General features: G+C 68.4%; 21 protein-coding genes. 13 read left to right on the forward strand and 8 right to left on the reverse strand.

Features of this window, described 5'->3' with window-relative positions:
* The first annotated feature begins 104 nt into the window (after nt 1-104).
* Together AB9O74_RS08050 and AB9O74_RS08055 are read left to right on the forward strand one after the other, a co-directional pair.
* Complete coding sequence (locus AB9O74_RS08050) at nt 105-2,081, forward strand: UvrD-helicase domain-containing protein (protein ID WP_176990295.1); 1,977 nt, start codon at nt 105-107, stop codon at nt 2,079-2,081.
* Nucleotides 2,082-2,197: 116 nt separating this feature from the next.
* Nucleotides 2,198-2,731 carry a GNAT family N-acetyltransferase gene (locus tag AB9O74_RS08055; RefSeq protein ID WP_369348980.1) on the forward strand — a complete coding sequence of 178 codons (534 nt, stop codon included), beginning with the start codon at nt 2,198-2,200 and terminating at the stop codon, nt 2,729-2,731.
* A gap of 55 nt (nt 2,732-2,786) precedes the next feature.
* On the opposite strand, the gene AB9O74_RS08060 is transcribed toward AB9O74_RS08055, so the two are convergent.
* Nucleotides 2,787-3,464: a DUF480 domain-containing protein gene (locus AB9O74_RS08060; RefSeq protein WP_346479004.1), complete on the reverse strand. Its 678-nt coding sequence runs from the start codon at nt 3,462-3,464 to the stop codon at nt 2,787-2,789.
* 111 nt (nt 3,465-3,575) lie between these two features.
* Here AB9O74_RS08060 and AB9O74_RS08065 point away from each other — a divergent pair, with 111 nt between their 5' ends.
* From AB9O74_RS08065 to plsB, 4 genes are all read left to right on the forward strand, one after another.
* On the forward strand, nt 3,576-4,499 hold the full coding sequence (locus AB9O74_RS08065; RefSeq protein ID WP_369348981.1) for a 5'-nucleotidase, lipoprotein e(P4) family: 924 nt from the start codon (nt 3,576-3,578) through the stop codon (nt 4,497-4,499).
* Complete coding sequence (gene pyrF, locus AB9O74_RS08070; protein WP_346491450.1) at nt 4,496-5,221, forward strand: orotidine-5'-phosphate decarboxylase; 726 nt, start codon at nt 4,496-4,498, stop codon at nt 5,219-5,221. The genes AB9O74_RS08065 and pyrF overlap by 4 nt, the downstream gene beginning before the upstream one ends.
* Before the next feature lie 150 nt (nt 5,222-5,371).
* Nucleotides 5,372-6,340, forward strand: a complete 969-nt coding sequence (locus tag AB9O74_RS08075) for a hypothetical protein (protein ID WP_369348982.1) — start codon at nt 5,372-5,374, stop codon at nt 6,338-6,340.
* A complete protein-coding gene (gene plsB / locus AB9O74_RS08080) occupies nt 6,340-9,054 on the forward strand; it encodes a glycerol-3-phosphate 1-O-acyltransferase PlsB (RefSeq protein ID WP_369348983.1) in 2,715 nt (904 codons plus the stop codon). Before AB9O74_RS08075 ends, plsB begins: the two co-directional genes overlap by 1 nt.
* Nucleotides 9,055-9,168: 114 nt before the next feature.
* Here the strand turns inward: plsB and AB9O74_RS08085 are convergent, their stop codons facing one another.
* Nucleotides 9,169-9,372, reverse strand: a complete 204-nt coding sequence (locus AB9O74_RS08085; RefSeq protein WP_176990288.1) for a DUF465 domain-containing protein — start codon at nt 9,370-9,372, stop codon at nt 9,169-9,171.
* Between the two features lie 97 nt (nt 9,373-9,469).
* Here AB9O74_RS08085 and ttcA point away from each other — a divergent pair, with 97 nt between their 5' ends.
* The 3 genes from ttcA to AB9O74_RS08100 are packed head-to-tail and all read left to right on the forward strand — an operon-like array spanning nt 9,470 to nt 12,180.
* Nucleotides 9,470-10,378, forward strand: a complete 909-nt coding sequence (gene ttcA / locus AB9O74_RS08090; RefSeq protein WP_346491453.1) for a tRNA 2-thiocytidine(32) synthetase TtcA — start codon at nt 9,470-9,472, stop codon at nt 10,376-10,378.
* A gap of 50 nt (nt 10,379-10,428) precedes the next feature.
* Complete coding sequence (locus AB9O74_RS08095) at nt 10,429-11,334, forward strand: recombination-associated protein RdgC (RefSeq protein WP_369348984.1); 906 nt, start codon at nt 10,429-10,431, stop codon at nt 11,332-11,334.
* Between the two features lie 57 nt (nt 11,335-11,391).
* Nucleotides 11,392-12,180 carry a SprT family zinc-dependent metalloprotease gene (locus AB9O74_RS08100; protein ID WP_346491454.1) on the forward strand — a complete coding sequence of 263 codons (789 nt, stop codon included), beginning with the start codon at nt 11,392-11,394 and terminating at the stop codon, nt 12,178-12,180.
* Between the two features lie 194 nt (nt 12,181-12,374).
* Here AB9O74_RS08100 and AB9O74_RS08105 read toward each other — a convergent pair whose 3' ends face one another.
* Nucleotides 12,375-13,247 carry a methylglyoxal synthase gene (locus tag AB9O74_RS08105; RefSeq protein ID WP_369348985.1) on the reverse strand — a complete coding sequence of 291 codons (873 nt, stop codon included), beginning with the start codon at nt 13,245-13,247 and terminating at the stop codon, nt 12,375-12,377.
* A 174-nt stretch (nt 13,248-13,421) separates the two neighbouring features.
* Here AB9O74_RS08105 and AB9O74_RS08110 point away from each other — a divergent pair, with 174 nt between their 5' ends.
* On the forward strand, nt 13,422-13,715 hold the full coding sequence (locus AB9O74_RS08110; RefSeq protein WP_346491456.1) for a hypothetical protein: 294 nt from the start codon (nt 13,422-13,424) through the stop codon (nt 13,713-13,715).
* A gap of 6 nt (nt 13,716-13,721) precedes the next feature.
* On the opposite strand, the gene AB9O74_RS08115 is transcribed toward AB9O74_RS08110, so the two are convergent.
* The 3 genes from AB9O74_RS08115 to AB9O74_RS08125 form a co-directional block, all read right to left on the reverse strand.
* Nucleotides 13,722-15,167 carry an FAD-dependent oxidoreductase gene (locus AB9O74_RS08115; RefSeq protein WP_369348986.1) on the reverse strand — a complete coding sequence of 482 codons (1,446 nt, stop codon included), beginning with the start codon at nt 15,165-15,167 and terminating at the stop codon, nt 13,722-13,724.
* 88 nt (nt 15,168-15,255) lie between these two features.
* Complete coding sequence (gltB, locus tag AB9O74_RS08120) at nt 15,256-19,710, reverse strand: glutamate synthase large subunit (RefSeq protein ID WP_369348987.1); 4,455 nt, start codon at nt 19,708-19,710, stop codon at nt 15,256-15,258.
* 167 nt (nt 19,711-19,877) lie between these two features.
* Nucleotides 19,878-20,279, reverse strand: coding sequence for an I78 family peptidase inhibitor (locus tag AB9O74_RS08125; RefSeq protein ID WP_319210233.1), 402 nt, complete (start codon nt 20,277-20,279; stop codon nt 19,878-19,880).
* A 134-nt stretch (nt 20,280-20,413) separates the two neighbouring features.
* Between AB9O74_RS08125 and AB9O74_RS08130 the strand changes: the two genes are divergently transcribed.
* Complete coding sequence (locus AB9O74_RS08130; protein ID WP_176990280.1) at nt 20,414-21,478, forward strand: DNA topoisomerase IB; 1,065 nt, start codon at nt 20,414-20,416, stop codon at nt 21,476-21,478.
* 9 nt (nt 21,479-21,487) lie between these two features.
* Here AB9O74_RS08130 and AB9O74_RS08135 read toward each other — a convergent pair whose 3' ends face one another.
* The gene (locus AB9O74_RS08135; RefSeq protein WP_176990279.1) at nt 21,488-21,829 is read right to left on the reverse strand and encodes a hypothetical protein; all 342 of its coding nucleotides are present in this window, start codon (nt 21,827-21,829) and stop codon (nt 21,488-21,490) included.
* Between the two features lie 206 nt (nt 21,830-22,035).
* Here AB9O74_RS08135 and AB9O74_RS08140 point away from each other — a divergent pair, with 206 nt between their 5' ends.
* On the forward strand, nt 22,036-23,145 hold the full coding sequence (locus AB9O74_RS08140) for an SDR family oxidoreductase (protein WP_369348988.1): 1,110 nt from the start codon (nt 22,036-22,038) through the stop codon (nt 23,143-23,145).
* On the opposite strand, the gene AB9O74_RS08145 is transcribed toward AB9O74_RS08140, so the two are convergent.
* Nucleotides 23,102-24,226 (reverse strand): serine hydrolase domain-containing protein, encoded by a 1,125-nt coding sequence (locus AB9O74_RS08145; protein WP_369349081.1) that lies wholly within the window; start codon nt 24,224-24,226, stop codon nt 23,102-23,104. The genes AB9O74_RS08140 and AB9O74_RS08145 overlap by 44 nt on opposite strands.
* A 228-nt stretch (nt 24,227-24,454) precedes the next feature.
* On the opposite strand from AB9O74_RS08145, the gene AB9O74_RS08150 reads away from it, so the two are divergent.
* Nucleotides 24,455-24,841 (forward strand): BlaI/MecI/CopY family transcriptional regulator, encoded by a 387-nt coding sequence (locus AB9O74_RS08150; RefSeq protein ID WP_070472651.1) that lies wholly within the window; start codon nt 24,455-24,457, stop codon nt 24,839-24,841.
* The last annotated feature ends 2 nt before the right edge of the window (nt 24,842-24,843 follow it).

Here is a 24,843-nt window from a genome sequence, read left to right on the forward strand (position 1 = left end):
CTCGTGGCTGCCGGGCCCATGGGAGCGGACGCTTTCGTCCGCTGCCGGCGATCACCACGCTCCGGCCGGGCGGCCCGCTACAATGCCCCTCCCCTGGAGATGGCATGCACGGTCTCAATCCTCCCCAACACGCGGCAGTGATGCACTGCGAAGGTCCTCTGCTGGTGCTCGCGGGCGCGGGCAGCGGCAAGACGCGCGTGATCGTGGAGAAGATCGGCCAGCTGATCGCCAGCAAGCGCTACCCGGCGCGGCGGATCGCGGCGATCACCTTCACCAACAAGTCGGCCAAGGAAATGCGCGAGCGCGTGGCCAAGCGCCTGCGCGGTGACGATGCCGATGAAGTGACGATCTGTACCTTCCACGCGCTGGGCCTGAAGTTCCTGCAGATCGAGCACGCCGCGGTGGGGCTCAAGCGCGGGTTCTCGATCTTCGATGCCGACGATTCGACCGCGCAGGTCAAGGACCTGATGTACGGGGCAAAGCCGGACGACATCGAGGACGTGAAGAACCTGATCTCGCGCGCCAAGAATGCCGGCCTCTCGCCCGAGCAGGCGATGGCGGCCGCGCGCAGCACGCGCGAGAAGGAAGCGGCCAGCGTCTACGAGCGCTACCAGCTGCGCCTGACCGCGTTCAACGCGGTCGATTTCGATGACCTGATCCGGCTGCCGGTGCAGGTGCTGGAAGAGAATCCCGAGATCGCCATCGCCTGGCGCGAACGCATCGGGTATCTGCTGGTCGACGAATGCCAGGACACCAACGATGCGCAGTACCGGCTGCTCAAGCAGCTGGCCGGCAGCAAGGGCAACTTCACCTGCGTGGGCGATGACGATCAGTCGATCTACGCCTGGCGCGGTGCGAATCCGGAAAACCTGCAGCAGATGGCGCGCGATTATCCCGCCCTGGAAATCATCAAGCTGGAGCAGAACTACCGCTGCTCCAACCGCGTGCTGCGCGCGGCCAATGCGTTGATCGCCAACAACCCGCACGAACACCTGAAGAAGCTGTGGAGCGACCAGGCCGACGGCGAGCGCATCCGCGTGTGGGAGTGCCGCAACAGCGAGCACGAGGCCGAAAAAGTAGCGGCGGAAATCTCCTTCCTGGCCACCTCCAAGAAGATTCCGTGGAGCGATTTCTGCATCCTGTTCCGCGGCAATTTCCAGTCGCGGCCGCTGGAAAAGGCGCTGCAGCTGGTGCGCGCGCCGTACCACATCACCGGCGGTACCGCGTTCCTGGAACGGCAGGAGGTCAAGGACACGCTGTCCTGGCTGCGCCTGCTGGTGAACCCGGACGACGATACGGCTTTCATGCGCGCGGTGCAGTCGCCCAAGCGTGAAGTGGGCGCCGGCACGCTGGCCAAGCTGGCCGAGCTGGCGTCGGAAAAAGACCTGCCGATGGCGCATGCCGCCGAAGCGATCGGCGCGCTGTCGCAGCTGCCGCCGCGCGCGGCCAACGGCCTGAGCCGCTTCACCGACATCCTGCGCGACCTGCGCGCGGAGATGCCCAAGCTCAGCTCCGGCGACCTGGTGCGCAAGCTGGTGAAGGACTCCGGGCTGGTCTCGGACCTGCGCAGCGCGTGCAAGGAAGAGTCCGTCTACCAGCGTCGCCTCGGCAACCTGGAAGAACTGGCGCAGTGGTTCGAAGGCGGCCCACGGGGTGCCTCCACGGCGGATCTGGCCGCGCAGCTGGCGTTGCTGTCGCGCAACGACAAGGACGACGGCGGCAACCAGGTGCGCATGATGACCATGCACGCCTCCAAGGGCCTGGAATTCCCGTACGTGTTCATCATCGGCTGCGAGGACGGCGTGCTGCCGCACCAGGTCAGCCTGGACGAAGGCAACCTGCAGGAAGAGCGGCGCCTGCTGTACGTGGGCATCACCCGCGCCAAGGTGCAGCTGTGGATGAGCTACAGCAAGCTCACCCGCAAGTTCGGCGAGCACGTGCGGCTCAAGCCCAGCCGGTTCTTCGATGAGATACCGGCCGAGGAAATGCAGCGCGATGGTGCCGATCCGGTCGCCGATGCGGCGCGCAAGAAGGAACGCGCGAGCGCCGGGTTGGCGGCGATCCAGGCCCTGTTCGACTGAGCGGTGCCAGGTAGAGCCACCCCATGGGTGGCTGCTCTGCGATCCGGCACACGGAGCAGCCACCCATGGGGTGGCTCTACGGCACAATCAGGCTATCTCCCTCAGCCGGTACCCGCATGTCCGCCGTGATCCAGACCGACCGCCTGCACCTGCGCCTGATCGACCCCGACCATGACGCGGCCGACATGCTGGCCCTGCTCAACGAGCCCGGCTTCATCCGCAACATCGCCGACCGCGGCGTGCGCACCTTGGCGCAGGCGCGTGACTACACCGCCGAGCGCGTGCTGGGCAGCTATACGCTCAACGGCTTCGGCATGTACGCGATCGTCCGCCGCGAAGACGGCGCCTGGCTGGGCAACGCCGGCCTGGTCCGTCGCGACGGACTGCCGGCACCGGATATCGGCTATGCGCTGCTGTCGCAGTACGAGGGCCACGGCTACGCGTTCGAAGCCGCGCGCGGGGTGATGCACTATGCGCGCGACGTGCTGGGCTACACCGATCTGTACGGCATCGTTTCGCCGGACAACGTGCGGTCGGCCGCGCTGCTGCGCAAGCTCGGCATGGAGGATCGCGGCGACCTGCTGCTGCCGCCGCCGCATGGCGGCGATGTGGTGCTGCTGTTCGGCACCCCGGGCGCGCCGGCCGTCTGATCCGGTAGAGCCACGCCATCCGACCCGGTAGAGCCACGCCATGCGTGGCTGCACTTCACCCCCCCAACTGCGCGCGCAGCTCCGCCAGCTGCTCCTGCAGCTCGGCCACGGTGGCTTCCAGCTGCTGCACGCGCGACTCCAGCGCCGGATGGGCGGCACCGCCACCGCCACCGCCAGCGCCCGACGGCGCCGACCTGTACTGCTCCGCCAGGGCCTGCACGTCCACCGGGCCCGCCAGCAGGTGCATGTAGCGGTCTTCGCGCTGGCCGCTGGCGCGCGGCAGCTGGACCGCCATATCGCGCTGGATCATGCGCTCCAGGTGATGGCGCAGTTCGTCCACGTCCTGGAAGCGGACCAGGCGCTCGCTGCGGGTCAGCAGCTCATTGAGGGTCTGCGGGCCGCGCAGCAGCAACAGGCCCAGGATGGCCAGCTGCTGGCGGGTCAGGTCCAGCGCGGCACCGGCGCGATGCTCGTAGCGCTCGGCGCGCGAGGAGTACTGCTGGCGCGCCAGGCCCAGGGTCTCCAGCTGGCGCAGCGCGTGGTGCACATCGCCGGCCGACAGCGCCATCACCGGCTCGCGGGCGGTCTTCTGGTTGGCGGCCACCTGGGCGGCGTTGACCGTCAGCGGGTAGGCGTCCGGGGTGGTCGCCTCCTTCTCGATCAGGCAGCCCAACGCGCGGGCCTGGGCCGCGCTGAGCACGGGCAGGGCAGGGGTCTGGGTGTCGTCGGTCATGGGGCGCTCCGCGGTGTTTCAGGGGCGTGCAGCATAGCCGAGCCCCGCCGGCCACATGAATGCCGCGGGACAAGCCGGTAAACTGGCGCGAATCTGTTGCCGGTGAATGCCATGCGTCGTAGTGCTGTTTCCCTGTCCGTGCTTGCCTGTGCCGTGCTGGCACTGAGTGCCTGCAAGCGCACTGAAACCCCGGCCGATGCCGCCCCGCCGGCAGCCGCTGCCGCGGCGAGCGCCCCGGCTGCCAGCGGCGATGGTGCCGTGGCCGCCAATGACAACCTCAATGCCGTGCTGTGGATGCAGCGCGCGCAGGAATACCGCGCGATCACCGAGCAGACCTACCGCGCCGCCGCCGATCACCTGGACAAGGCCCTCAAGGAACCCAACTGGGACGCGCTGGTGCCGGACGAACGCGGCAACGCCGCCAAGGGCCTGAAGCCGGCCGTGGTGCTGGACGTGGATGAAACCGTGCTGGACAACTCGCCGTACCAGGCGCGCCTGGTGCGCGATGGCAAGGAATACGACGAGCTGAGCTGGGACCAGTGGGTCGCCGAGAAGAAGGCCAAGGCGATTCCGGGCGTGGTCGATTTCGCCAAGGCCGCCAACGCCAAGGGCGTCACCCTGCTGTACATCTCCAACCGCGCCGTGCACCTCAAGGACGCCACCCTGGCCAACCTGCGTGAGCAGGGCCTGCCGGTGGCCGACGACAGCGTGTTCCTCGGCCTGGGCACCGTGGTCGACGGCTGCGAGCAGGCCGGCAGCGAGAAGAACTGCCGCCGCCGCCTGGCCGGCCAGCAGTACCGTGTGCTGATGCAGTTCGGTGACCAGCTGGGCGACTTCGTGGAAGTCACCGCCAACACCAACGATGGCCGTGACACGCTGCTGCAGCAGTACCACGACTGGTTCGGCGAACGCTGGTGGATGCTGCCCAACCCGACCTACGGCGGTTTCGAGCCGGCCCAGTTCAACAACGACTACAGCCAGTCGCGCCAGGCTCGCCACGACGCCAAGCGTGCCGCGCTGGATTACGCACCGTGAGCCGCGCGCCGCTGCCGCTGCGTGACGAGGAGCGCCTGATCTTCGCGCTCGACGTGCCCGGCCGCGACGACGCGCTGGCCTGGGTCGATCGCCTCGGCGATGCCGTGTCGTTCTACAAGATCGGCATGGAACTGCTGGCCTCCGGCGAGTACTTCGAGGTGCTCGACGCACTCGCCGCGCGCGACAAGCGCGTGTTCGTCGATCTGAAGTTCTTCGACATCCCGGCCACCGCCGCGGCGGTGATCAAGCGCCTGTCGCAGTGGCCGGTGAGCTACGCCACCATCCATGGCTGGCACCCGGCGATGATGGAAGCCTGCGCGGCCGCCAACGGCAGCGACATGCGCCTGCTGGCGGTGACCGTGCTGACCTCGATGGGACGCAGCGACCTGGCCCGGATGGGCATCGACCGCGAGCCGGTGGAGGTGGTGGTCGAACGCGCGCTGGCTGCCCAGGCGGCCGGCATCGATGGCGTGATCGCCTCCGGCCAGGAGGCCGAGCCGATCCGCGCCGCCACGGGTGCCGGCTTCTCGATCGTGTGCCCGGGCATCCGCCCCGGCGGTCCGGTCGGCGATGACCAGAAGCGCACCGTCGGCGTGGCCCAGGCGTTTGCCGACGGCGCCGATGCGATCGTGGTCGGGCGCCCGATCCGGCTGGCCAGCGACCCGCAGGCCGCCGCGCGCGCCATCCAGGCCGAGATCGCTCAGGCCCTGGCCGCGCGCTGAGGCGACGACGGGGCGGAGCCGCCCCGTCACAACCGGTTTTTCTGTACATTCAACGGCTTGCGCATATGGCGCGAGGTCGGCGGGGTTGCCGGCTTGCCGCTGTCACTGAACAGGCCGCAAGATGCGGACCGGTCCGGGGAGTCCGAATTCATGTCCATGTCGTTGAAGCCGTGGCAGTACCGAGGGCCGGCGTTGGCGCTGGCCCTGTGCGGGGTGGTGCTGCTCAGTGCCTGCAAGGACAAGCGGATCGATCCGGATGCACCGGCGTCCGAGCCGGTCGCCGCCCTGCAGCAGCTGGCGCAGCGGGTCGCCGACAATGATCTGGTCGGCTACGCCAAGGCGGCGGTGCCACCGGCCCAGTACGCGCGCCTGCAGGGCGCCTGGAACCAGGGCCACAGCCGCTGGCCGTTGACCGAGCTGCCGCTGGATGGGCAGCTGCTGCCGATGCTGGCCGCGCTGTCGCGGCCGGATGCGCCACAGCGGCTGCAGCGCTCGTTCGATACCCAGATCGCCGGCCAGGCCTCCCAGGTCCGCCAGGCGGCCCACTCGATGGGATTGTTCGGCGAGCAGTACCTGCGCAACCAGAGCGAGTACAGCGACAGCGAGCGCGCCCACTACACCCAGGTGGTGAACGCGCTCAGCCGCTGGGCCGCCGCGGCGCCACTGACGGACAAGCAGCGGGCGAAGACGACCATCACCCTGCTCACCGCCACCGCGCGTACCGCCGGGCTGTCCACCGATGCCGAGCTGCAGGCGGCTGGCATGGAAGAGAGCCTGCGTCGGCTGGGCCCCTTCATCAAAGCCTTCAAGACCGCGCTGGCCAGCTACGGGCTGTCGCTGGACGGCGCGTTGACCGAGCTGCGCGGCGAACTGACCTCCGAACTGGGCGACGACGCGGTGGTGCGCATCCAGTACACGCTGGCCGGTGAGCAGATCGAAGCGCAGGTGCGGATGACCCGCCGCGATGGCCACTGGTATGTGACCCGTACGCTGGAAGACACCGATGCGCTGCTGCAGGCCGCCGACGCCGCGCAAGCTGAACATGACGCCCGGCAGGCGGCCGAAGCAGAGGCCGCCGCGACGGTCAAGGACGGTGCTTCTGCACCGGCTAAGCCATAATGAAGCCGATGCCGAACCAGAATCCCCTGCCTTTCCCCGGCGAAGAGCCGCCCAAGACGCCGGACGCCACGTCCTCGTCGCCCGCTACCGTGCCGTCCGACGGTGCCGCCGCCCCGGTCCCGCCGGTCGCTGGCGCGCCTGTGGATGCCGTTGCGGTCGATGCGGAGCCGTCCACCGTCGTGCCGTCCGCGATCGTGCCCGGCACGCGTCCGCCCAGTGGCCGCCCGCCGTGGTGGGCGCGCCTGCTCGGCCGCCTGGTCGAGCCGTGGCTGTCGCTGAAGATCGAACCCGAACACCCCGGCCAGTACAACGACGGCCGCCCGGTGGTCTACGTGCTGGAGGACTACGGTCTGTCCAACGCGCTGATCCTGGACAAGGCCTGCCGGGAAGCCGGCCTGCCCTCGCCGCTGGTGCCGATCGCCGGTGACCCGACCGGGCGCAAGCGCGCCTACCTGGCCCTGTCGCGCCGGAGCAGCAGCAACTCGCTGATTCCCGAGCAGCGGGGCGCCAAGACCCACTCGGACTCGCTGGCCAAGGTCCTGCAGGCGCACCGCGCCCGCGGCGAGCTGGACGTGCACCTGGTGCCGGTGTCGATCTTCGTCGGCCGCGCGCCGGACAAGCAGAGCGGCTGGTTCGCGGTGCTGTTCTCGGAAAACTGGGCCCTGGTGGGTCGTTTCCGTCGCCTGCTGGCGGTGCTGCTCAACGGCCGCAGCACGATCGTGCGCTTCGCCCCGCCGATCTCGCTGCGCAGCACGGTCGATGAGGGGCTGGACCCCGAGCGCACCGTGCGCAAGCTGCAGCGCGTGCTGCGCACCCACTTCCGCCGCATCCGCGAGTCGGTGATCGGTCCTGACCTGTCGACCCGCCGCCTGCTGGTGGACAAGGTGCTGGACGCGGACACCGTGCGCGAAGCGATCGCCTCCCAGGCCAAGCGCGACAACTCCAAGCCGGCCGATGCCTGGAAGAAAGCCCACGCCTACGCGTGGGAAATCGCCGCGGATTACTCCAGTCCGGTGGTGCGCTCGGCCAGCTTCATGCTCAGCCATGTCTGGAACCGCATCTACGCCGGCGTGCTGGTCCATCACCTGGACAAGTTCAAGGCGGCCGCGCCCGGGCACGAAGTGGTCTACGTGCCCAGCCACCGCAGCCACATGGATTACCTGCTGCTGTCCTACCTGCTGTACGACCGCGGCATCGTGCCGCCACACATCGTGGCCGGCATCAACCTCAACCTGCCGGTGGTCGGCACGCTGTTGCGCAAGGGCGGTGCGTTCTTCATCCGCCGCTCGATCCGCGGCAACGCGCTGTACTCGGCGGTGCTCAGCGAATACGTGGCGCAGCTGGTCGCCGGCGGCTACTCGATCGAGTACTTCGTCGAAGGTGGCCGCTCGCGCACCGGGCGCCTGCTGCAGCCCAAGGGCGGCATGATCTCGATGACGCTGCGCGCGTTCCTGCGCCAGCCGCGCAAGCCGGTCCTGTTCCAGCCGGTCTACATCGGCTATGAAAAGCTGATGGAAGGCGGCAGCTACCTGGACGAACTGTCCGGTCGGCCGAAGGAAAAGGAATCGATCTGGTCGCTGCTGTGGTCGATCCCGAAAGTGCTCAAGCAGAACTACGGTCAGGTCGTGGTGAACTTCGGCGAGCCGATCGCGCTCAACGACGTGCTCGCCCAGCGTGCGCCGGACTGGAATGGCCAGCCGGTGGGCGAAGACGAGAAGCCTTCATGGTTGTCCGGCACAGTGGATCACCTGGCCGAACGCATCCAGGTGCACATCAACGGCGCGGCCGACGTCAATCCGATCAACCTGCTCGCGCTGGCGCTGCTGTCCACGCCCAAGCATGCGATGGGCGAGGCGGACCTGATCGCGCAGATCGAGCTGTGCAAGACCCTGCTGGTCGAGATGCCCTACTCGGACCGGGTGACGGTGACCCCGCACTCGCCGGAGCGGATCATCGCCCACGCCGAGGAGATCAACGTCCTCACCCGCATCAAGCATCCGCTGGGCGATGTGCTCAGCGTCAGTGGCGATACCGCGGTGCTGCTGAGCTACTTCCGCAACAACGTCATCCACCTGTTCACGGCCTCGTCGTGGGTGGCCTGCTGCTTCCAGAACAACCGCCGCATGAGCCGCACCGGGCTGGTCCAGCTGGGCCGCACCGTGTACCCGTTCCTGCAGGCCGAGCTGTTCCTGCCGTGGACGGAAGACGAGTTCGCCCAGCGCATCGAGCAGACCATCAACGTGTTCGTGCGCGAAGGGCTGCTGCAGAACATCAACGATGACGATGGCGGCATCCTGGCGCGCAACACCGGGCAGACCGACGAAGTCTTCCGCCTGCGTGCGATCGGCCATTCGCTGCAGCAGGCGTTCGAGCGCTATTACATCGCGATCTCGGTGCTGGTGAAGAACGGCCCGGGTACGCTGGGTGCGGCCGAGCTGGAAAGCCTGTGCCAGCAGGCCGCGCAGCGCCTGAGCCTGCTCTACGCGCCGGCCGCGCCGGAGTTCTTCGACCGCACGCTGTTCCGCGGCTTCATCCAGAAGCTGCGCGAACTGCGCCTGGTGTGGCCGGATGAGAACAGCAAGCTGCTGTTCGACGCGCGCCTGGACGCGTGGGCCAAGGATGCGAAATTCATCCTCGGCCGCGAACTGCGCCACACCATCGAGCGTGTCAGCCCGGAAGCGGCGAAGCCAGAGGAACCGGTAGCCCAGGATTGACGACGGCACGTCGTCAATCCGACGAATCCGGACGTATCCGGATCTTATTGCGTTCGCCAGCAATTCGTAGGTACCGACCGTTGGTCGGTACCCGCGCGCCAGCGCGGCACAAGGCTACGCCGGCTCGTCCGGAATCAGCATGTCTTCCAGCTTGGCGATGCAGTCCTTCAACTGCAGCTTGCGCCGCTTCAGCCGCTTGGCTTCGAGCTCGTCGTCGCCGTTGGCGGCCATGCGCAGGATCTGGTCATCCAGCGCACGGTGCTCCTGCCGGAGCGTGGCAAGTCGGGCACTGATATCGCTGGGGGTCATGGTTTCCACAGGCTCCGAGCATACACATCCCGGATGACCGCCGGGAGTGAACGCAGTCACCTCACGGGCTCCGTGGCGGCGGGTGCGAGCCGGTAGAATGAACCCCATGAGCGCTGTCATCCGCCTGCCCGATCCCGTCCCGCGCGCCCGCGATCCGCGCGCGCCCGGCGGCGTGCAGGACCGGCTGGCGCGGCAGCTGCGGCGCCAGGTGGGCCAGGCGATCGCCGACTTCGGCATGATCGAGGCCGGCGACAAAGTGATGGTGTGCCTGTCCGGTGGCAAGGACAGCTACACCCTGCTCGACATCCTGCTGCAGCTGCAGAAAAAAGCGCCGGTGCCGTTCGAGCTGGTGGCCGTGAACCTGGACCAGAAGCAGCCCGGCTTTCCCGAGCACGTGCTGCCGACCTACCTGGCCTCAATCGGTGTGCCGTTCCAGATCATCGAGCAGGACACCTATTCGGTGGTCAGCCGGGTGATCCCGGAAGGCCGCACGATGTGTTCGCTGTGCTCGCGTCTGCGCCGTGGCGCGCTGTACCGGCATGCGGCCGAACACGGCTTCACCAGGATCGCGCTGGGCCATCACCGCGATGACAGCGTGGCCACGTTCTTCCTCAATCTGTTCCACCACGCCAAGCTCTCGGCGATGCCGCCCAAGCTGCGCAGCGACGACGGCCAGCACATCGTGATCCGCCCGCTGGCCTACGTGAGCGAAGCGGACATCAGCGCCTACGCACAGGCGCGTGCCTTCCCGATCATTCCCTGCACGCTGTGCGGCAGCCAGGACACCCTGCAGCGCCGCCAGGTGGAGCAGATGCTGCAGCAGTGGGAGCGCGACCAGCCCGGCCGCATCGACCAGATCGCACGCGCGCTGGGCAACATCCATCCCTCGCAGCTGGCCGATCCGGCGCTGTTCGATTTCATGGCACTGGGGCGCGCCGCGGCGGCCCCGTTGCCCGACCCGCCGGCCTGGGCCGGCACTGCCCACGACCCCGGCGACGCCCCCGGCCCGGCCTGAGCCACGCCGGCGCGCCCGCCCTCCCTTTCACGCTCTTACTCTGGACGTCCATGTTCTTTCGCAACCTGACGCTGTTCCGCTTCCCGACCGCCACCGATTTCTCCGACGTAGACACCCTGCTGCCGCAGGTGCTGCTCAAGCCGGTCGGTCCGCTTGAAATGAATTCCCGTGGCTTCATCTCGCCGTTCGGCCGTGAAGAAAAGGGCGTGTTCTCGCACCGCGTCGGCGATGCGCTGTGGCTGACCGTCGGCGGTGAGGACAAGATCCTGCCGGGCGCGGTGGTCAACGACCTGCTCGCGCGCAAGCTCGAGGAGATCGAAGAGAAGGAAGGCCGCAAGCCCGGCGGCCGCGAGCGCAAGCGCATGAAGGACGACCTGCTGCACGAACTGATGCCGCGTGCCTTCGTGAAGAGCTCGCGTACCGACGCGCTGATCGACCTGACCCACGGCTACGTCGCGGTGGACTGCTCGAGCAGCAAGAAGGGCGAGAACATGATGTCCGACATCCGTGGCCTGCTCGGCAGCTTCCCGGCGATGCCGTTGAATGCCGAAGTGGCGCCGCGCTCGATCCTCACCGGCTGGATCGCCGGCGAACCCCTGCCGACCGGGCTGAGCCTGGGCGAAGAGTGCGAGATGAAGGACCCGGCCGAGGGCGGTGCGGTGGTCAAGTGCCAGCACCAGGAACTGCGCTGCGACGAGATCGACAAGCACCTGGATGCCGGCAAGCAGGTGACCAAGCTGGCGCTGGTGTTCGAGGACAACCTGTCCTTCGTGCTCGGCGACGACCTGATCGTGCGCAAGCTGAAGTTCCTGGATGGCGCGCTGGACCAGCTCGAGCATGCCGACGATGACGGCCGCCGCGCCGAGCTGGACGCCCGTTTCGCCCTGCAGAGCGGCGAAGTGCGTCGCCTGTTCCTGCTGCTGGAAGAGGCCTTCAAGCTCAGCAAGGCGGACTGACCGGATCCGATCAGTCCCCAGTCATGCGCCGGTCACGGCCGGCGCTATGCTGTACCCATGTCCGGATTCCTCCGCCGCCTGATTTCGCCGGCTGTCAGCACGCTGCAGCGCGATACGGTACGGCTGCGCCTGGAGGATGCCGAGATCGATGTGTTGCGCGTACGCGATCCGCGCGCGCGCCGGATCAAGCTCAGCGTCGATGAGCGCGGCGTGCGCCTGACCCTGCCACCGCGCGCCAGCCTGGTGATGGGCGAGCGCTTCCTGGAGCAGCACCGTGGCTGGTTGTCCGAACAGCTGCGCAGCTACCAAGCGACCAACCTGCCGCCGCCGCTGGTGATCGGCGAGGCGGGCGTGCTGCCGCTGCGCGGTGAGCTGCTGCCGCTGCGCTGGGAAACCGGCCGCTATGCGCATATGGAGATCGACGCCGACGGCGCCTGCCTGCACTGGCCCAGCCGGGGCACCGACGCCACGCTGCGCCGTGCCCTGCGCGAGTTCTACGAAGCACAGACCCGTGCCGATGTCGGCCAGTGGCTGCCGCGCTACCTGCCGGGCCTGCCGCGCGCACCGGCGCGGCTGCGGCTCAAGGTGATGTCCTCGCAATGGGGCTCGCTGGCCCCGGACGGCAGCATGGCACTGGATCTGGCCCTGGTGCTGGGGCGGCCGTCGGCGTTTGAATACGTGCTGGTGCACGAGCTCTGCCACCTGATCCAGGCCAACCACTCGCCAGCCTTCTGGGCCGAGGTGGAGCAGCGTTTCCCGGCGTGGCACGCCGAGCGGGATTACTTCCAGCTCGAAGGGCGGCGGCTGAAGGCGATGCTGCGGCAGATGCTGACCCCGGCGGGGTAGAGCCGCGCCATGCGTGGCCGGGTTCCGCCCGGGCGCCATGGACGCTGGATGCAGGTCTTCGGTCGGGTTTCAACGTCGGTCGCTCGGCCAACGGGTCGATGATCCGGTTCCGGAGAGATGTGCCGCGCTGGCGCGCGGTATCCACGCATGGCGTGGATCTACGCGACGTGCGACGTGCTCCGGCGATGTTTCCGTCAGTTCCCCATCCGCAACGCAGCCGCCTGCGCCCAGCGGGCCGCCACCCGCGGTGCGGTGATGCACACGGCCTGATCGGTCACGGTGGTGACCGCGCGCTCCAGCAGCTGGATGTCGGCTTCGTGCTGGCGGGCGACGTGCGGATCCTCGAAGAAGATCGCCCGCTGGCAATGGCCTTCCAGTACGCGGTCGGCGATCTGCGCATCGCCGCCCATCGGGCCGCTCTGGTAGCGCGTCACCCATTCCTCGCCCTGCGGCCAGCCGCGGCTCCAGGCCAGTTCGTTGAGGCGCTGGCCGGTGGTGCCGGTGCCGACCCGGCTGCGGAAGCGCGACAGCACCTCGAAGTGCTCGTCGGCGAAGGCCAGCATCGCCGGCTTCATCGCGTCATGCGCGATCAGCGCCAGCGTGTGCTGCGCGAAGGCGTGCAGGTCATCGGCGCCCGGGTCCGGGGCCAGCCCGGCGTGCAGGCGCTCCACCTCGACCCAGTCGCGCGCGGTGGCGACGGTGGAGATGAAGGGTTTGCCGTGGATCACGCACTGGCGCTTCAGCGCGGTCGCCTCGGGGAACACCGACGAGGGATCGACCGGGTCCATCAGGTAGATGGCGCCATCCAGGGTGCGCTCGGGCGTGCCCATGCCGACCACCTCGGCGACCAGCTTCATCAGTCCACCCTCGCGGCCGTTCGGGTAGCGCCGCAGCGGGGCGAAGTCCTGCAGGAAGCCCAGCCGCTGGATCGCATCGAAGGTGCGTCCGACCGCGTGCAGCTCCACGCCCAGTTCGCGCAGTCCAGTGTCGCTGGCGCGCAGCCAGCGGAACAATGCGGCGTGCTTGTCGTGGTGGTGCAGGCGGTTCGCGGCCAGGCCGATGCGCATGGGAGCAGTCCAGAGGGAGACGCGGTCAGTGTAAGTCGTTCAGGTTGCAGCGGCGCCAGCACCGAACGGTGATGGCGGTCACGCGCCGTCACGCATTTTCGTAATTGTTGCATGGTGTCCGGAGGGGGCCATATCCGACAGTAGAGGTCGTCCGTCAATCAGGGAACTCCTGCCATGACCCTCTCTCTTTCTGCCGTTGCCGCCTCGTCCGCATCTGCTCCGGAGGATCCGGGCCCCCGCATCCGTGCGCTGGCCGCGGTATTGCGGGAGGCCCCGCAGGCCGATGCCGACGTGCTGCTGGCCGGGCTCGCCCGCATGCTAGATGCGCACATGGGCCGCGGCCACGACGATCCGGCGAGCAACCGCCGCATCCGTGACCAGCTCGACAACATCGAGCTGCTGATGGCGCTGGAGATCGAGCGGGCCGGCGTGCGTCACACGCCGTCACCGCTGCCCGCTGCCGCGTAGGCGCGATTACGCCGAGAGCAGCTGCACGATGCTGCCGGCCGCATCGCGGCCCTCGGCCACGGCCGTCACCACCAGGTCCGCGCCGCGTACCGCATCGCCCCCGGCGAACAGGCGCGGATGGGCGGTCTGGAACGGCAGGCGGCCACTGCCACCGGCCACGATGCGGCCATTGGTGCCGGCCTCCACGCCCTGTCCGGTCAGCCAGGCCGGCGCAGTCGGCGAGAAGCCGAAGGCGATGATCACCACGTCCGCTTCCAGCAGCGATTCGCTGCCGGCGATCGGCACCGCATTGCGGCGGCCCTGGGCATCCGGTGCGTCCAGCTGCGTTTCGACCACCATCACCCCGATCACTTCGTCATCCGCACCGGCCTCGATCGACAGCGGCTGGCGATTGAACAGGAAGCGCACGCCTTCCTCGCGGGCATTGGCCACTTCGCGCGCCGAGCCGGGCATGTTGGCCTCGTCGCGGCGGTAGGCGCAGGTCACCTTGGCCGCGCCGAGCCGGATCGCGCTGCGCACGCAGTCCATGCCGGTATCGCCACCGCCCAGCACCACGACGCGCTTGCCTTCGAGGTCGGGCAGGGCGATCTGGTCTTCCCAGCCGGCGATCGGCCGGCCGTGGGCATCGCTGCCACTGACGATGCGGCTGTTCTGCACCAGGAACGGCAGCGCCGGCAGCACGCCCTTGAGGTCCTGGCCGAGCAGGCCGCCGTCGGTATAGCGGTAGGCACCGGTACCCACGAACACCGCGTCGTACTCGGCCAGCAGGTCATCGATGCTCACATCGCGGCCGATCTCCACCCCGAGGCGGAACTGCACGCCCATGCCTTCGAGCACGTTGCGGCGGCGGCTGATCACCGATTTGTCCAGCTTGAAACTGGGGATGCCGAACTGCAGCAGCCCGCCGATCTGTTCGTAGCGGTCATACACCACGGCCTGGATGCCGGCATGCGCCAGCTTGTCGGCGCAGGCGAGCCCGGCCGGGCCGGCGCCGATCACCGCCACGCGCTTGCCGGTGGCTTCCACCGCACTCATGTCCGGACGCCAGCCGGTGGCGAGCGCGGTATCGACGATGTACTTCTCGACCGCGCCGATGGTCACCGCGCCGAACTCCTCCAGCGTGCAGCTGCCTTCGCACAGGCGGTCCTGCGGACACACCCGGCCGCACACTTCCGGCAGCGGATTGGTCGAATGGCACAGCGTGGCCGCTTCGTGGATGCGGTTTTCCTGCACCAGCTGCAGCCACTGCGGGATCGCGTTGTGCACCGGGCACTTCCAGCTGCAGTACGGGTTGCCGCAATCCAGGCAGCGACCGGCCTGGAACTGCGCGTCCTCCTTGCCGAACTTGCCGTACAGCTCGCCCCAGTCGCCGGAGGTGCGCAGTTCGACCGGGATGCGCTGCGGCATCGTCCGGGGCAGATCGAGGAACTGGAAAGCTTGCTTGCGGCTCATGGGTGGGCCCTGGGATGGTGATCTGCCGGCCAGCGGCCGGCACTACACGTTGAGGGTGCCGGCCAGCGGCCGGCACTACCGGGATGGATCACGCAGCGCGGCGCAGTGAGTCGGTCAGCGATTCGATGCTGGCGGCCTTGGGTTTGACCAGCCAGAACTTGCCGACGTAATCGCGGAACTCGTCGAGGATCTGCTGCGCCCAGATGCTGCCGGTCAGTTCGCGGTGGCGGCTGATCAGCGTATGCAGGTGCTGGCGATGGTTCTCGAAGCCCTCGGCCGAGATGCGGTGGATGTCGATCAGTTCGTGGTTGTAGCGGTCCACGAAGTCACGATCGATATCCAGCACGTAGGCCAGGCCGCCGGTGAAGCCGGCGCCGAAGTTCAGCCCGACCTTGCCCAGCACCAGCACGATGCCGTCGGTCATGTACTCGCAGCAGTGGTCACCGGCCCCTTCGATCACTGCCAGCGCGCCGGAGTTGCGCACGCCGAAGCGTTCGCCGGCACGCCCTGCGGCGAACAGCTCGCCACCGGTGGCGCCGTACAGGCAGGTGTTGCCGATGATCGCGGTGTTGCGCGCCTCGAAGCGTGCGCCACGCGGCGGGCGCACCACCAGCCGGCCGCCGGCCATGCCCTTGCCGACGTAATCGTTGGCTTCGCCTTCGACCTCCAGCTGCAGGCCGCCCACGTTGAACGCGCCGAAGCTCTGCCCGGCCGTGCCACGGAAGCGCAGGGTCAGCGGTGCATCGGCCATGCCCTGGTTGCCATGCGTGCGCGCGATCTCGCCGGACAGACGGGTGCCGATCGAGCGGTCGGTGTTGTGGATCAGGAAGCGGTGTTCACCGCCCAGCTTGCCGGCGATGGCCGGCGCCAGCAGCCCGTCCATCTGCGTCGCCAGGCTGTCCGGCGATTCGTACAGACGCTGCGCGGCGCAGTGGCTGCCCGCGTAGTCGGCCGGGTGCAGCAGGCGCGACAGATCCACCTTGACGCCCGGTCGCGGTGAAACCTCCAGCTGCTGCAGCAGGTCGGTACGGCCGACGATCTCCTCCAGCGAGCGCACGCCCAGGTAGGACAGCCAGCCACGGACTTCCTCGGCCAGCAGGCGGAAGAAGTTCTCCACGCGCTCCGGCAGGCCGGTGAAGTACTGCGCACGCAGGCGCTCATCCTGGGTGGCCACGCCGGTGGCGCAGTTGTTGAGGTGGCAGATGCGCAGGTACTTGCAGCCCAGCACGATCATCGGTGCGGTGCCGAAACCGAAGCTGTCCGCACCGAGCAGCGCGGCCTTGATCACGTCCAGGCCGGTCTTCAGGCCACCATCGGTCTGCAGCAGGGTGCGCCCGCGCAGGTCGTTGGCGACCAGTGCCTGGTGCGATTCGGCCACGCCCAGTTCCCACGGCACGCCCGCATAGCGGATCGAGCTGACCGGGCTGGCACCGGTGCCGCCGTCATGGCCGGACACGGTGATCAGATCGGCGCCGGCCTTGACCACGCCGGCGGCGATGGTGCCGACCCCGGCATGGCTGACCAGCTTCACCGAGACCAGTGCGGTCGGGTTGACCTGCTTGAGGTCGTAGATCAGCTGGGCCAGATCTTCGATCGAGTAGATGTCGTGGTGCGGCGGCGGCGAGATCAGGCCGATGCCCGGCTTGGCGTACCGCAGCCGCGCGATCAGCTCGTTGACCTTGTGCCCGGGCAGCTGGCCGCCTTCGCCGGGCTTGGCGCCCTGGGCAACCTTGATCTGCAGCACTTCGGCGTTGACCAGGTACTCGGCGGTGACGCCGAAGCGGCCCGAGGCCACCTGCTTGATCTTGCTGCGCTTCTCGGTGCCGTAGCGCACCGGGTCTTCGCCGCCTTCGCCGGAGTTGCTGCGGCCGCCGAGCCGGTTCATGGCGATCGCCAGCGCTTCGTGCGCTTCCGGCGACAACGCACCGAGGCTGATCGCGGCGGTGTCGAAGCGGCGGAACAGGTCTTCGGCCGGGGCCACTTCCTCCAGCGGCGTCGGCGTGGGCGCGGCCTTGAGCTGCAGCAGGTCGCGCAGTGCCGACACCGGTCGGCCATGCACCGCCTCGCAGTAGCGCTGCCAGTCCGCAGCATCGCCGCTGCGCGCGGCGCGCTGCAGGGTCATGACCACGTCCGGGTTGTACATGTGGTACTCGCCGCCGTGCACGTACTTGAGCACGCCGCCGACATCCGGGCGCAGCAGATCATTCCAGGCGCGCACGGTGAGCTCGCGGGCCTCGTCGTCCAGACGGGCGAAGCCGACCCCGGCCACGCGCGAGGCGGTGTCCGGGAAGCACAGGTCGACCACTTCGTCATCCAGCCCGACGATCTCGAACAGCTGCGCGCCGCGGTAGCTGGCCACGGTACAGATGCCCATCTTGGAGATGATCTTGGACAGGCCCTTGTAGATGCCCTTGCGGTAGCGGCGCCCGATCTGCGACTGCTCGCCGCCCTTGCTCAGCTGCAGGATGCCGCGCCGGCCCAGGTCGAACAGGGTCTGGTAGGCCAGGTACGGGTACACCGCGGTGGCACCGAAGCCGAGCAGGCAGGCCATGTGGTGCGGATCGCGCGCGGTGCCGGTTTCCAGGATCAGGTTGACGTCGCAGCGCAGCCCCGCATTGGAGAGATGGTGATGTACCGCGCTGGTGGCCAGCAGGGCATGCACCATCGGGCGGTCGGCAACCGGGTAACGGTCGCTCAGCAGCAGCATGACGATGCCTTCGCGGGCGGCGGCTTCGGCTTCGGCGCAGATGCGCTCGATGCCGGCCTTCAGGCCTTCGTCCAGGCTGTAGGACAGATCGATCAGCCGGTTCTTGTCGGCGTACTGCTCCATCTTGATCAGCTGGCGCAGCTTGCGCTGGCTGAGCACCGGCGAATTGAGGATGACGTGGTTCACCGTCTCCGCGCCGGCATGGAAGATGTTGGTCTCCTTGCCGAGCTGGGTGGACAGCGACATGACGCAGTCTTCGCGCAGCGGATCGATCGGCGGGTTGGTGACCTGCGCGAACGCCTGGCGGAAGTAATCGTAGAGCGGACGACTGTGCTGGCTCAGCACCGCCATCGGCGTGTCATCGCCCATCGAGCCGGTAGCTTCCTGCTCGGTCTCGGCCAGCGGACGCAGGATCTGTTCGACTTCCTCGGTGCTGAGCTGGAACAGCTTGTGGTAGCTGCGCAGGGTGCGCTCGTCGAACGGCTCTTCCACCAGCGACGGATCGATCAGCTCGGTCTGCAGGTAGGTCACGCCCTGCTGCAGCCACTGCTTGTACGGCGCGCGGCCGCGGTTGATGCGGTCGATGGCATCCGAATCGAGCAGGTCGCCGCGCTTGAGGTCGATGGCCATCATCTCGCCAGGGCCGAGCTTGCCCTTGCGCACCACGCGCTCGGCCGGCACTTCCCACACGCCGGCTTCGGAGGCGACCAGGAAGTGGCGGTCGGAAGTGAGCATCCAGCGCGCCGGGCGCAGGCCGTTGCGGTCCAGCGTGCAGGCGGCATAGCGGCCGTCGCAGGCGACGATGCCGGCCGGGCCGTCCCAGGGCTCGCTGTTGAGCCCGTAGAACTCGTAGAACGCGGCCAGGTCCGGATCCTTGAACTCCAGCGACTGGGTCGCCGGCGGCACCAGGATGCGCAGCGCCTGGATCAGCTCCATGCCGGCGCTGACCATCAGCTCGAGCATGTTGTCCAGGCTCTGCGAGTCCGAGCCGTGCATGGAGATGACCGGATTGAATTCGCCGATGTCGAAGCGCGGGGTCTTCCACACCTTGCTGCGCGCCTGCGCCCACCGGCGGTTGCCCTCGATGGTGTTGATCTCGCCGTTGTGCGCGAGCATCCGGAACGGATGCGCCAGCGGCCAGCGCGGCAGCGTGTTGGTCGAGAAGCGCTGATGGAACACGATCGCGCTGGAGGCCAGGTCGTTGCGCTGCAGGTCCACGTAGAAGCGGCTCAGCTTGTCCGGCAGCACCATGCCCTTGTAGCTGATCGCATTCGGGCTGAGCGTGGTGACGTAGTAATCGGCGTGCTCGCGCAGCTGTTGTTCGCTGCGGCGGCGGGCCAGGAACAGGGCCAGGGTGAAGGCGGCCTCGTCCTGCGCGGCACCGGCATCGACGAACACCTGCTCGATGTGCGGCAGGGTGTCGCGCGCGAGCTGGCCGCAGACGCTGGGATCGGTGGGGACCACGCGCCAGCCGACAGGCTGGCAGCCGGCCTCGCGCAGCTGTTGTTCGAGCGTGTCGCGGCAGGCCTGTGCGGCAGCGGTGTCGTGCGGCAGGAACACCACGCCGGCGGCGAAGCGCGCACCCAGCGTGAGACCCGCTTCGGCGGCGAGTGCCTTGAGGAACACGTCGGGACGGCGCAGCAACAGGCCGCAGCCATCACCGGTGACACCGTCGGCAGCGACGCCGCCGCGGTGGGTCATGCGCGAGAGTGCGGCGATAGCGGTGTCGACCAGCAGTCGGGACGGCTGGTCGTCGAGCTGGGCGACCATGCCGAAACCACAGGCATCTCGCTCATCTTGCGGGTCGTAAAGCCCTTGGCGGTTGCGGGGGGCCATCTCTGCCTCAATGTCGGGTGAGCGGCGACACTCGTCCCCGCTCAATCCGTTGAGCGCATCTGGAGGCACCGGATGACTCGACTAGAGCATAGTTGCTGCAACGCCGCAATACACGGTTGCAGGCGCAACCAAACCCCTGAGTTTCAGGGGTTTTCTCCGTCGCCTGTTCAGCCGCAGCGGACGCCGGCCACCACGTTCTTGGCATCCACTTCGACGTTCAGGCGCTCGCCGATGAACTCCATCGTGGTCATGTCGTTCGGCTTGAGCACGCGCACGCTGGTGGCGCCGGCATCCTGCTGGGCCTGGCTGCCGAGCGCGTCGGTATAGGGCTGGCCGACCAGGCTCTGCACCTGGGTGGCATCGCAGCTGCCGACCGGCGGCGCTTCGGTCGCCTTGCCGGCTTCGTCGGTCGGCGCGGCGGCGGCTTCGGCCGCCTTCTGCGCATGGGTGGCGACGGCCTCCTGCTCGTCCATCGGCGGGGCGCTGCACGCACCGAGGACCAGCAGGGCGGGGAACAGGGCGATCAGCCCGAAAGAACGCCGCACGCGGCGGAACGACAGGGACGACATCGGTACTCCAGGAAGCGAGCCAGTAAAGTCTGGAGGATATCGCCAAGCGCGGCGTGAGGTGTTTGTGTTGCGTTATTGACGCGGCGCCGCACCGGCAGCGGTAACACTGCGCTTCCCTGATCCGCGCCGCGTCCATGAGCCCGAGCCGCACCACCACCCCCGAAGCCGCCGCCGCCCGCCAGGCCGGCCTGCGTTATGTCAGCGATGAACTGCCCGGCATCGCCCGCCGCAAGGCCGGCAAGGGCTTCGCCTACCGCGACGCTGACGGTGCAGCGGTGCGCGATGCCGCCACGCTGGCCCGGATCCGCGCGCTGGCGATCCCGCCGGCGTATACCGATGTGTGGATCTGCGCGCTGCCCAACGGCCACCTGCAGGCGACCGGCCGCGACGCGCGCGGGCGCAAGCAGTATCGCTACCACGCTGACTGGGCGCGGGTGCGTGGGGACGGCAAGTTCGACCGCATCATTGCCTTTGGTACCGCCCTGCCCACGCTGCGTCGGCGCCTGCGCCGCGATCTGAAGCTGCCCGGCTTCCCGCGCGACAAAGTGCTGGCGATCGTGGTCGCGTTGCTGGCGCAGACGCTGGTGCGCGTTGGCAATGAAGTCTATGCACGTGACAACCGCTCTTACGGGTTGACCACGCTGCGTAACCGCCACCTCGCGCTGGTCAAGGGCGGCCGGGCGCAGATGCGCTTCCGGGGCAAGTCCGGCCAGGCGCATGAGGTGGACGTGGATGACCGCGAACTGGTCAAGCTCATCCGCAGCTGCCAGCAGCTGCCCGGGCAGGCGCTGTTCCAGTACCGCGATGACGAGGGCGCGGTGCAACCGGTGGATTCGGGCATGGTCAATGACTATCTGCACGATGCGATGGGCGAGGATTTCAGCGCCAAGGATTTCCGCACCTGGGGCGGCACGCTGGAGGCGATCCGTCAGCTTGCCGCGACCGAGCTGCCCGAACCCTCCAGTGAGCGTGCGCTGGCGGCATTGCAGAAGCAGGTGGTATGCGAGGTGGCCAACCTTCTGGGCAACACACCGTCGGTGTGCCGCAAGGCCTACATCGATCCCTGCGTATTCGATGGCTGGCGGGCCGGCTCATTGAAGGCGCTTGCCGGGCTGCGCGGCGACCGTCAGTGGGAACTGGCCACGCTGAAAGTACTCAAAGCCGCGCGGCGCACCGTCCGGCGCGCCCGCGCGGGATGAGCGCAGCGATCAGCCGCAGTAGATCGCGGTGATGTTGTTGGTGTTGCCGGTTTCGATGGTGAGCCGTTCGCCACCGCTTTCCGCCCCGGCGCTGGACGGCACCGCACCGCTGGCGGTCGGGCCGCTTTCCTGGCGCTGGCCCCGCAGCACGATGACCTCGAGGCTGTCGCTGTCCACGCGGGCCCGCTCCACGGTGGCCGCCGACGCGGCCAGCCCGGTGGCGCCACGGACCTTGTCGACATGGCACTGGCCGGAAATCACGCCGTCGATCGGCTGGACCTGCGCGACAGGGGTGCTGCTGCAGGCGGACAAAGCAAGGACGGCCACAGCCGCGGACAGGTAACGAAGCATGCGACGCACTCCATGGGAATTGCGCTCAGGGTGCAACGGTGCCCGTATGCGGCGCATGAATCCTCTACACGGTGTGGGCACGCTCCATTCACCGTCCCTGGCCGCCGGGTTGACCATAGTGGGGCTGCGCACTCCAGAGCGGCACCGCCGCGGCGACATGCGCCCGCGTGAGATCCACGCATCTGATCCGGCAACAGGAGTCGAACATGGCCACGGCCAAACCCCGTAAGACCACCAAGACCCCCACGTCCCGCAAGGCGGCCCCGGCGGCCGACGCAACCGAACCGCGTACCCGTGCGCCGGTCGTGAAAACCGCGACCCGCAAGGCTGCTGCCACCGATCCGCGCGCTGCGCGCGTGGCGGCGCGCCAGCGCCGGCTGCAGGACCAGGAGAAGGCCAAGGACGCGCGTGCGGCGAAGAAGGCCGCCGCGACCAAGACCAAGAAGGCGACCCAGGCCGGCACGCGCCGCCAGCCGGAAAAAATGCCGGCCGAGCAGCTGGCCAAACCGGGCAACGAACACGAGATGCAGCTGGCCCCGCGTTTCCTTGCGCCGGACTACCAAGGCAGCGGCAAACTCAAGGGCAAGCGCGCGATCATCACCGGCGCCGACTCCGGCATCGGCCGCGCGGTGGCCGTGCTGTTCGCCCGCGAAGGGGCCGATGTGGCGGTGCTGCACCTGGATGAAAAGAAGGACGCGAAGATCACCCGCGAGCACGTCGAGAAGGAAGGCGGCCGTTGCGTGGTGATCGCCGGCGACGTGCGCGACCCGGCCTTCTGCAACAAGGCGGTGAAGCAGGTGGTCAAGGCGTTCGGCGGGGTCGACATCCTGGTCAACAACGCTGCCTTCCAGCTGCACTGCGACCGCCTGGAAGACCTCGAGGACGACCATCTGCAGGAAACCCTGCAGACCAACATCGGCGGTTACATCCAGATGGCGCGTGCGGTGCTGCCGCATCTGGGCGAAGGCGCCAGCATCATCAATACCGGCTCGGAAACCGGGCTGTTCGGCAGCAAGTCGCTGGTGGACTACTCGGCCACCAAGGGCGCGATCCATGCCTTCACCAAGGCGCTGGCCAGCCAGCTGCTGCCGCGCGGCATCCGGGTCAATGCAGTCGCCCCGGGACCGGTCTGGACGCCGCTCAATCCGGCCGACAAGAAAGCCCCCGACGTGGCCGAGTTCGGCCAGGACAGCGACATGGGCCGACCGGCGCAGCCGGAAGAACTGTCGCCGGCCTATGTGTTCCTCGCCTCGCCGATCACCGCGAGTTACATCAGCGGCGTGATCCTGCCGGTGATGGGCGGGCCGCGCGGCTGACCGTCGGCATCGGCGCGTCCACGCCGTAGAGCGCGGCGATCTGCGGAATGAAGTTCTGCGGGTTGGCCCCGACCAGGTTGGTCAGCACCACGATGGCCAGCCCCTGGTCGGGGTAGACGATGAAGGCCGAGCGCGCGCCCCCCATGCCGGCCACCTGGCGTAGCGGGGCTCCCTGCAACACCGCCCAGCCGTCTCCCCAGGCGCCCTCGCGGCCATCGTTGAGCCGTTCCGGCGTCCACATCCTGCGGGTACTGGCCGCGTTGATCAGGCGGTTGCCGGACACCGCGACCAGCCACTGCGCGACGTCATCGGCGGTGGTCAGCATGCCGCCGCCGGCCCACAGCCCAGGCGTCATGTCGTAGAACCAGTGCGAGAGACGTGGCGCGGCGTCCGGCGCATCGGTGCGGCGCGGGAACCAGCTGTAGATCGTGGCGCTGTTGGCGATCAGGTCGTAGCTGTCGCCGAACGTCGTGGACGGCATCCCGACGACATCGAACTGACGCGTGGCCACATAGCGGTCGTACGGCATCGCCGACTGCGCGGCGATGATCCGAGCCAGCAGCACGTAGTTGGTCTGGTTGTAGGTGAAGCGCGCGCCGGGGGCGGCGTCCACCGGCAGCCGGGTCACCGCCGCCCAGGCCGCCTGCTCGCTCCCTCCGCCGAGCAGTCCCTGCGCATCGAGGATGTCCGGCAGCCCGGAGGTGTGCGCCAGCAATTGGCGCACACGAACGCCGCGCCACGCCTCGGGCAGATCGGCGAGATAGGTCGAGATCGGCGCATCCAGGTTCACCTTGCCCGCCTCGGCCAGCTGCATCATCGCCACCCCAGTGAACGACTTCGTCGCCGAGTTGAGCGGGAAACGCGTCGTGCGCGTGGCCGGCAGCCCGTTTTCGACGTTGGCCAGCCCGTGGCTCTCCGAGAGCACCACCTTTCCGTCCTGGATCACGGCGATCTGCAGCCCGGGAATGCGCAGGGCGTCCATGGTCCGGCCGATGAACTGCCGGGTCTGCTGGTTGGCGGTGTCCACGTTGCCGGCTCGCGCCTGCGCGCCAAGCGGGAACAGCAGGGCGGCCATCAAGATCACGCGGTACGTAGAGCGCATGCAGCAGGTCCTTGGCGAAGGTGACGCGGCGCCAGGGCGGGATGCCGCAGCTCGAAGGCTTGGATGCGGGCCGCGGCGAAAAGGTTTAAGGCCACCGGCAGGGCGATAGCGCTCGGTCTACCGTTCGTCGGCACCGACCGTCCGGCACTTGACGACACCTGTAGTCACTGGCACGGTAGCGACACGTGTAGTCATAGGGAGTGCGCCATGCGCGGCAAGACCATCGGGGACCAGGAACTGGCCCTGCTGCAGTACATCGCGGAACAGGACCGTCCAAGCGTCGGCGAAGTCGCCGCCGGGTTCGGCGAGCAGCGCGGGCTGGCACGGTCCACCGTGCTGACCATGATGGAGCGCCTGCGCGCCAAGTCGTACCTGAGCCGCAAGCAGGTGGACGGCGTGTACCGCTATGCCACCACCAGCGGCCAGGACAGCGTGGTGCAGGGCGCGGTGGCCAGCTTCGTGGAGAAGACGCTGCAGGGCTCGGTCTCGCCGTTCGTGGCGTTCATGTCGCACAAGGTGGACGTCAGCGATCAGGAGCTGGCCGAGCTGGAAGCGCTGGTCGCACAGTTGCAGTCACGCAAGCGGGAGGGCTGAGC

The organism is Stenotrophomonas sp. JAG2 (genome assembly GCF_041080745.1).
GTDB classification, from domain to species: Bacteria; Pseudomonadota; Gammaproteobacteria; order Xanthomonadales; family Xanthomonadaceae; genus Stenotrophomonas; species Stenotrophomonas maltophilia_AA.

Excerpts from the sequence above, each read along its gene's own strand:
- AB9O74_RS08050 (WP_176990295.1), top strand. The coding sequence starts at position 105 with ATGCACGGTCTCAATCCTCCCCAACACGCGGCAGTGATGCACTGCGAA.
- AB9O74_RS08055 (WP_369348980.1), top strand. The coding sequence starts at position 2,198 with ATGTCCGCCGTGATCCAGACCGACCGCCTGCACCTGCGCCTGATCGAC.
- AB9O74_RS08060 (WP_346479004.1), bottom strand. The coding sequence starts at position 3,464 with ATGACCGACGACACCCAGACCCCTGCCCTGCCCGTGCTCAGCGCGGCC.
- AB9O74_RS08065 (WP_369348981.1), top strand. The coding sequence starts at position 3,576 with ATGCGTCGTAGTGCTGTTTCCCTGTCCGTGCTTGCCTGTGCCGTGCTG.
- AB9O74_RS08075 (WP_369348982.1), top strand. The coding sequence starts at position 5,372 with ATGTCCATGTCGTTGAAGCCGTGGCAGTACCGAGGGCCGGCGTTGGCG.
- plsB (WP_369348983.1), top strand. The coding sequence starts at position 6,340 with ATGAAGCCGATGCCGAACCAGAATCCCCTGCCTTTCCCCGGCGAAGAG.
- ttcA (WP_346491453.1), top strand. The coding sequence starts at position 9,470 with ATGAGCGCTGTCATCCGCCTGCCCGATCCCGTCCCGCGCGCCCGCGAT.
- AB9O74_RS08095 (WP_369348984.1), top strand. The coding sequence starts at position 10,429 with ATGTTCTTTCGCAACCTGACGCTGTTCCGCTTCCCGACCGCCACCGAT.
- AB9O74_RS08100 (WP_346491454.1), top strand. The coding sequence starts at position 11,392 with ATGTCCGGATTCCTCCGCCGCCTGATTTCGCCGGCTGTCAGCACGCTG.
- AB9O74_RS08105 (WP_369348985.1), bottom strand. The coding sequence starts at position 13,247 with ATGCGCATCGGCCTGGCCGCGAACCGCCTGCACCACCACGACAAGCAC.
- AB9O74_RS08110 (WP_346491456.1), top strand. The coding sequence starts at position 13,422 with ATGACCCTCTCTCTTTCTGCCGTTGCCGCCTCGTCCGCATCTGCTCCG.
- AB9O74_RS08115 (WP_369348986.1), bottom strand. The coding sequence starts at position 15,167 with ATGAGCCGCAAGCAAGCTTTCCAGTTCCTCGATCTGCCCCGGACGATG.
- gltB (WP_369348987.1), bottom strand. The coding sequence starts at position 19,710 with ATGGCCCCCCGCAACCGCCAAGGGCTTTACGACCCGCAAGATGAGCGA.
- AB9O74_RS08125 (WP_319210233.1), bottom strand. The coding sequence starts at position 20,279 with ATGTCGTCCCTGTCGTTCCGCCGCGTGCGGCGTTCTTTCGGGCTGATC.
- AB9O74_RS08130 (WP_176990280.1), top strand. The coding sequence starts at position 20,414 with ATGAGCCCGAGCCGCACCACCACCCCCGAAGCCGCCGCCGCCCGCCAG.
- AB9O74_RS08135 (WP_176990279.1), bottom strand. The coding sequence starts at position 21,829 with ATGCTTCGTTACCTGTCCGCGGCTGTGGCCGTCCTTGCTTTGTCCGCC.
- AB9O74_RS08140 (WP_369348988.1), top strand. The coding sequence starts at position 22,036 with ATGGCCACGGCCAAACCCCGTAAGACCACCAAGACCCCCACGTCCCGC.
- AB9O74_RS08150 (WP_070472651.1), top strand. The coding sequence starts at position 24,455 with ATGCGCGGCAAGACCATCGGGGACCAGGAACTGGCCCTGCTGCAGTAC.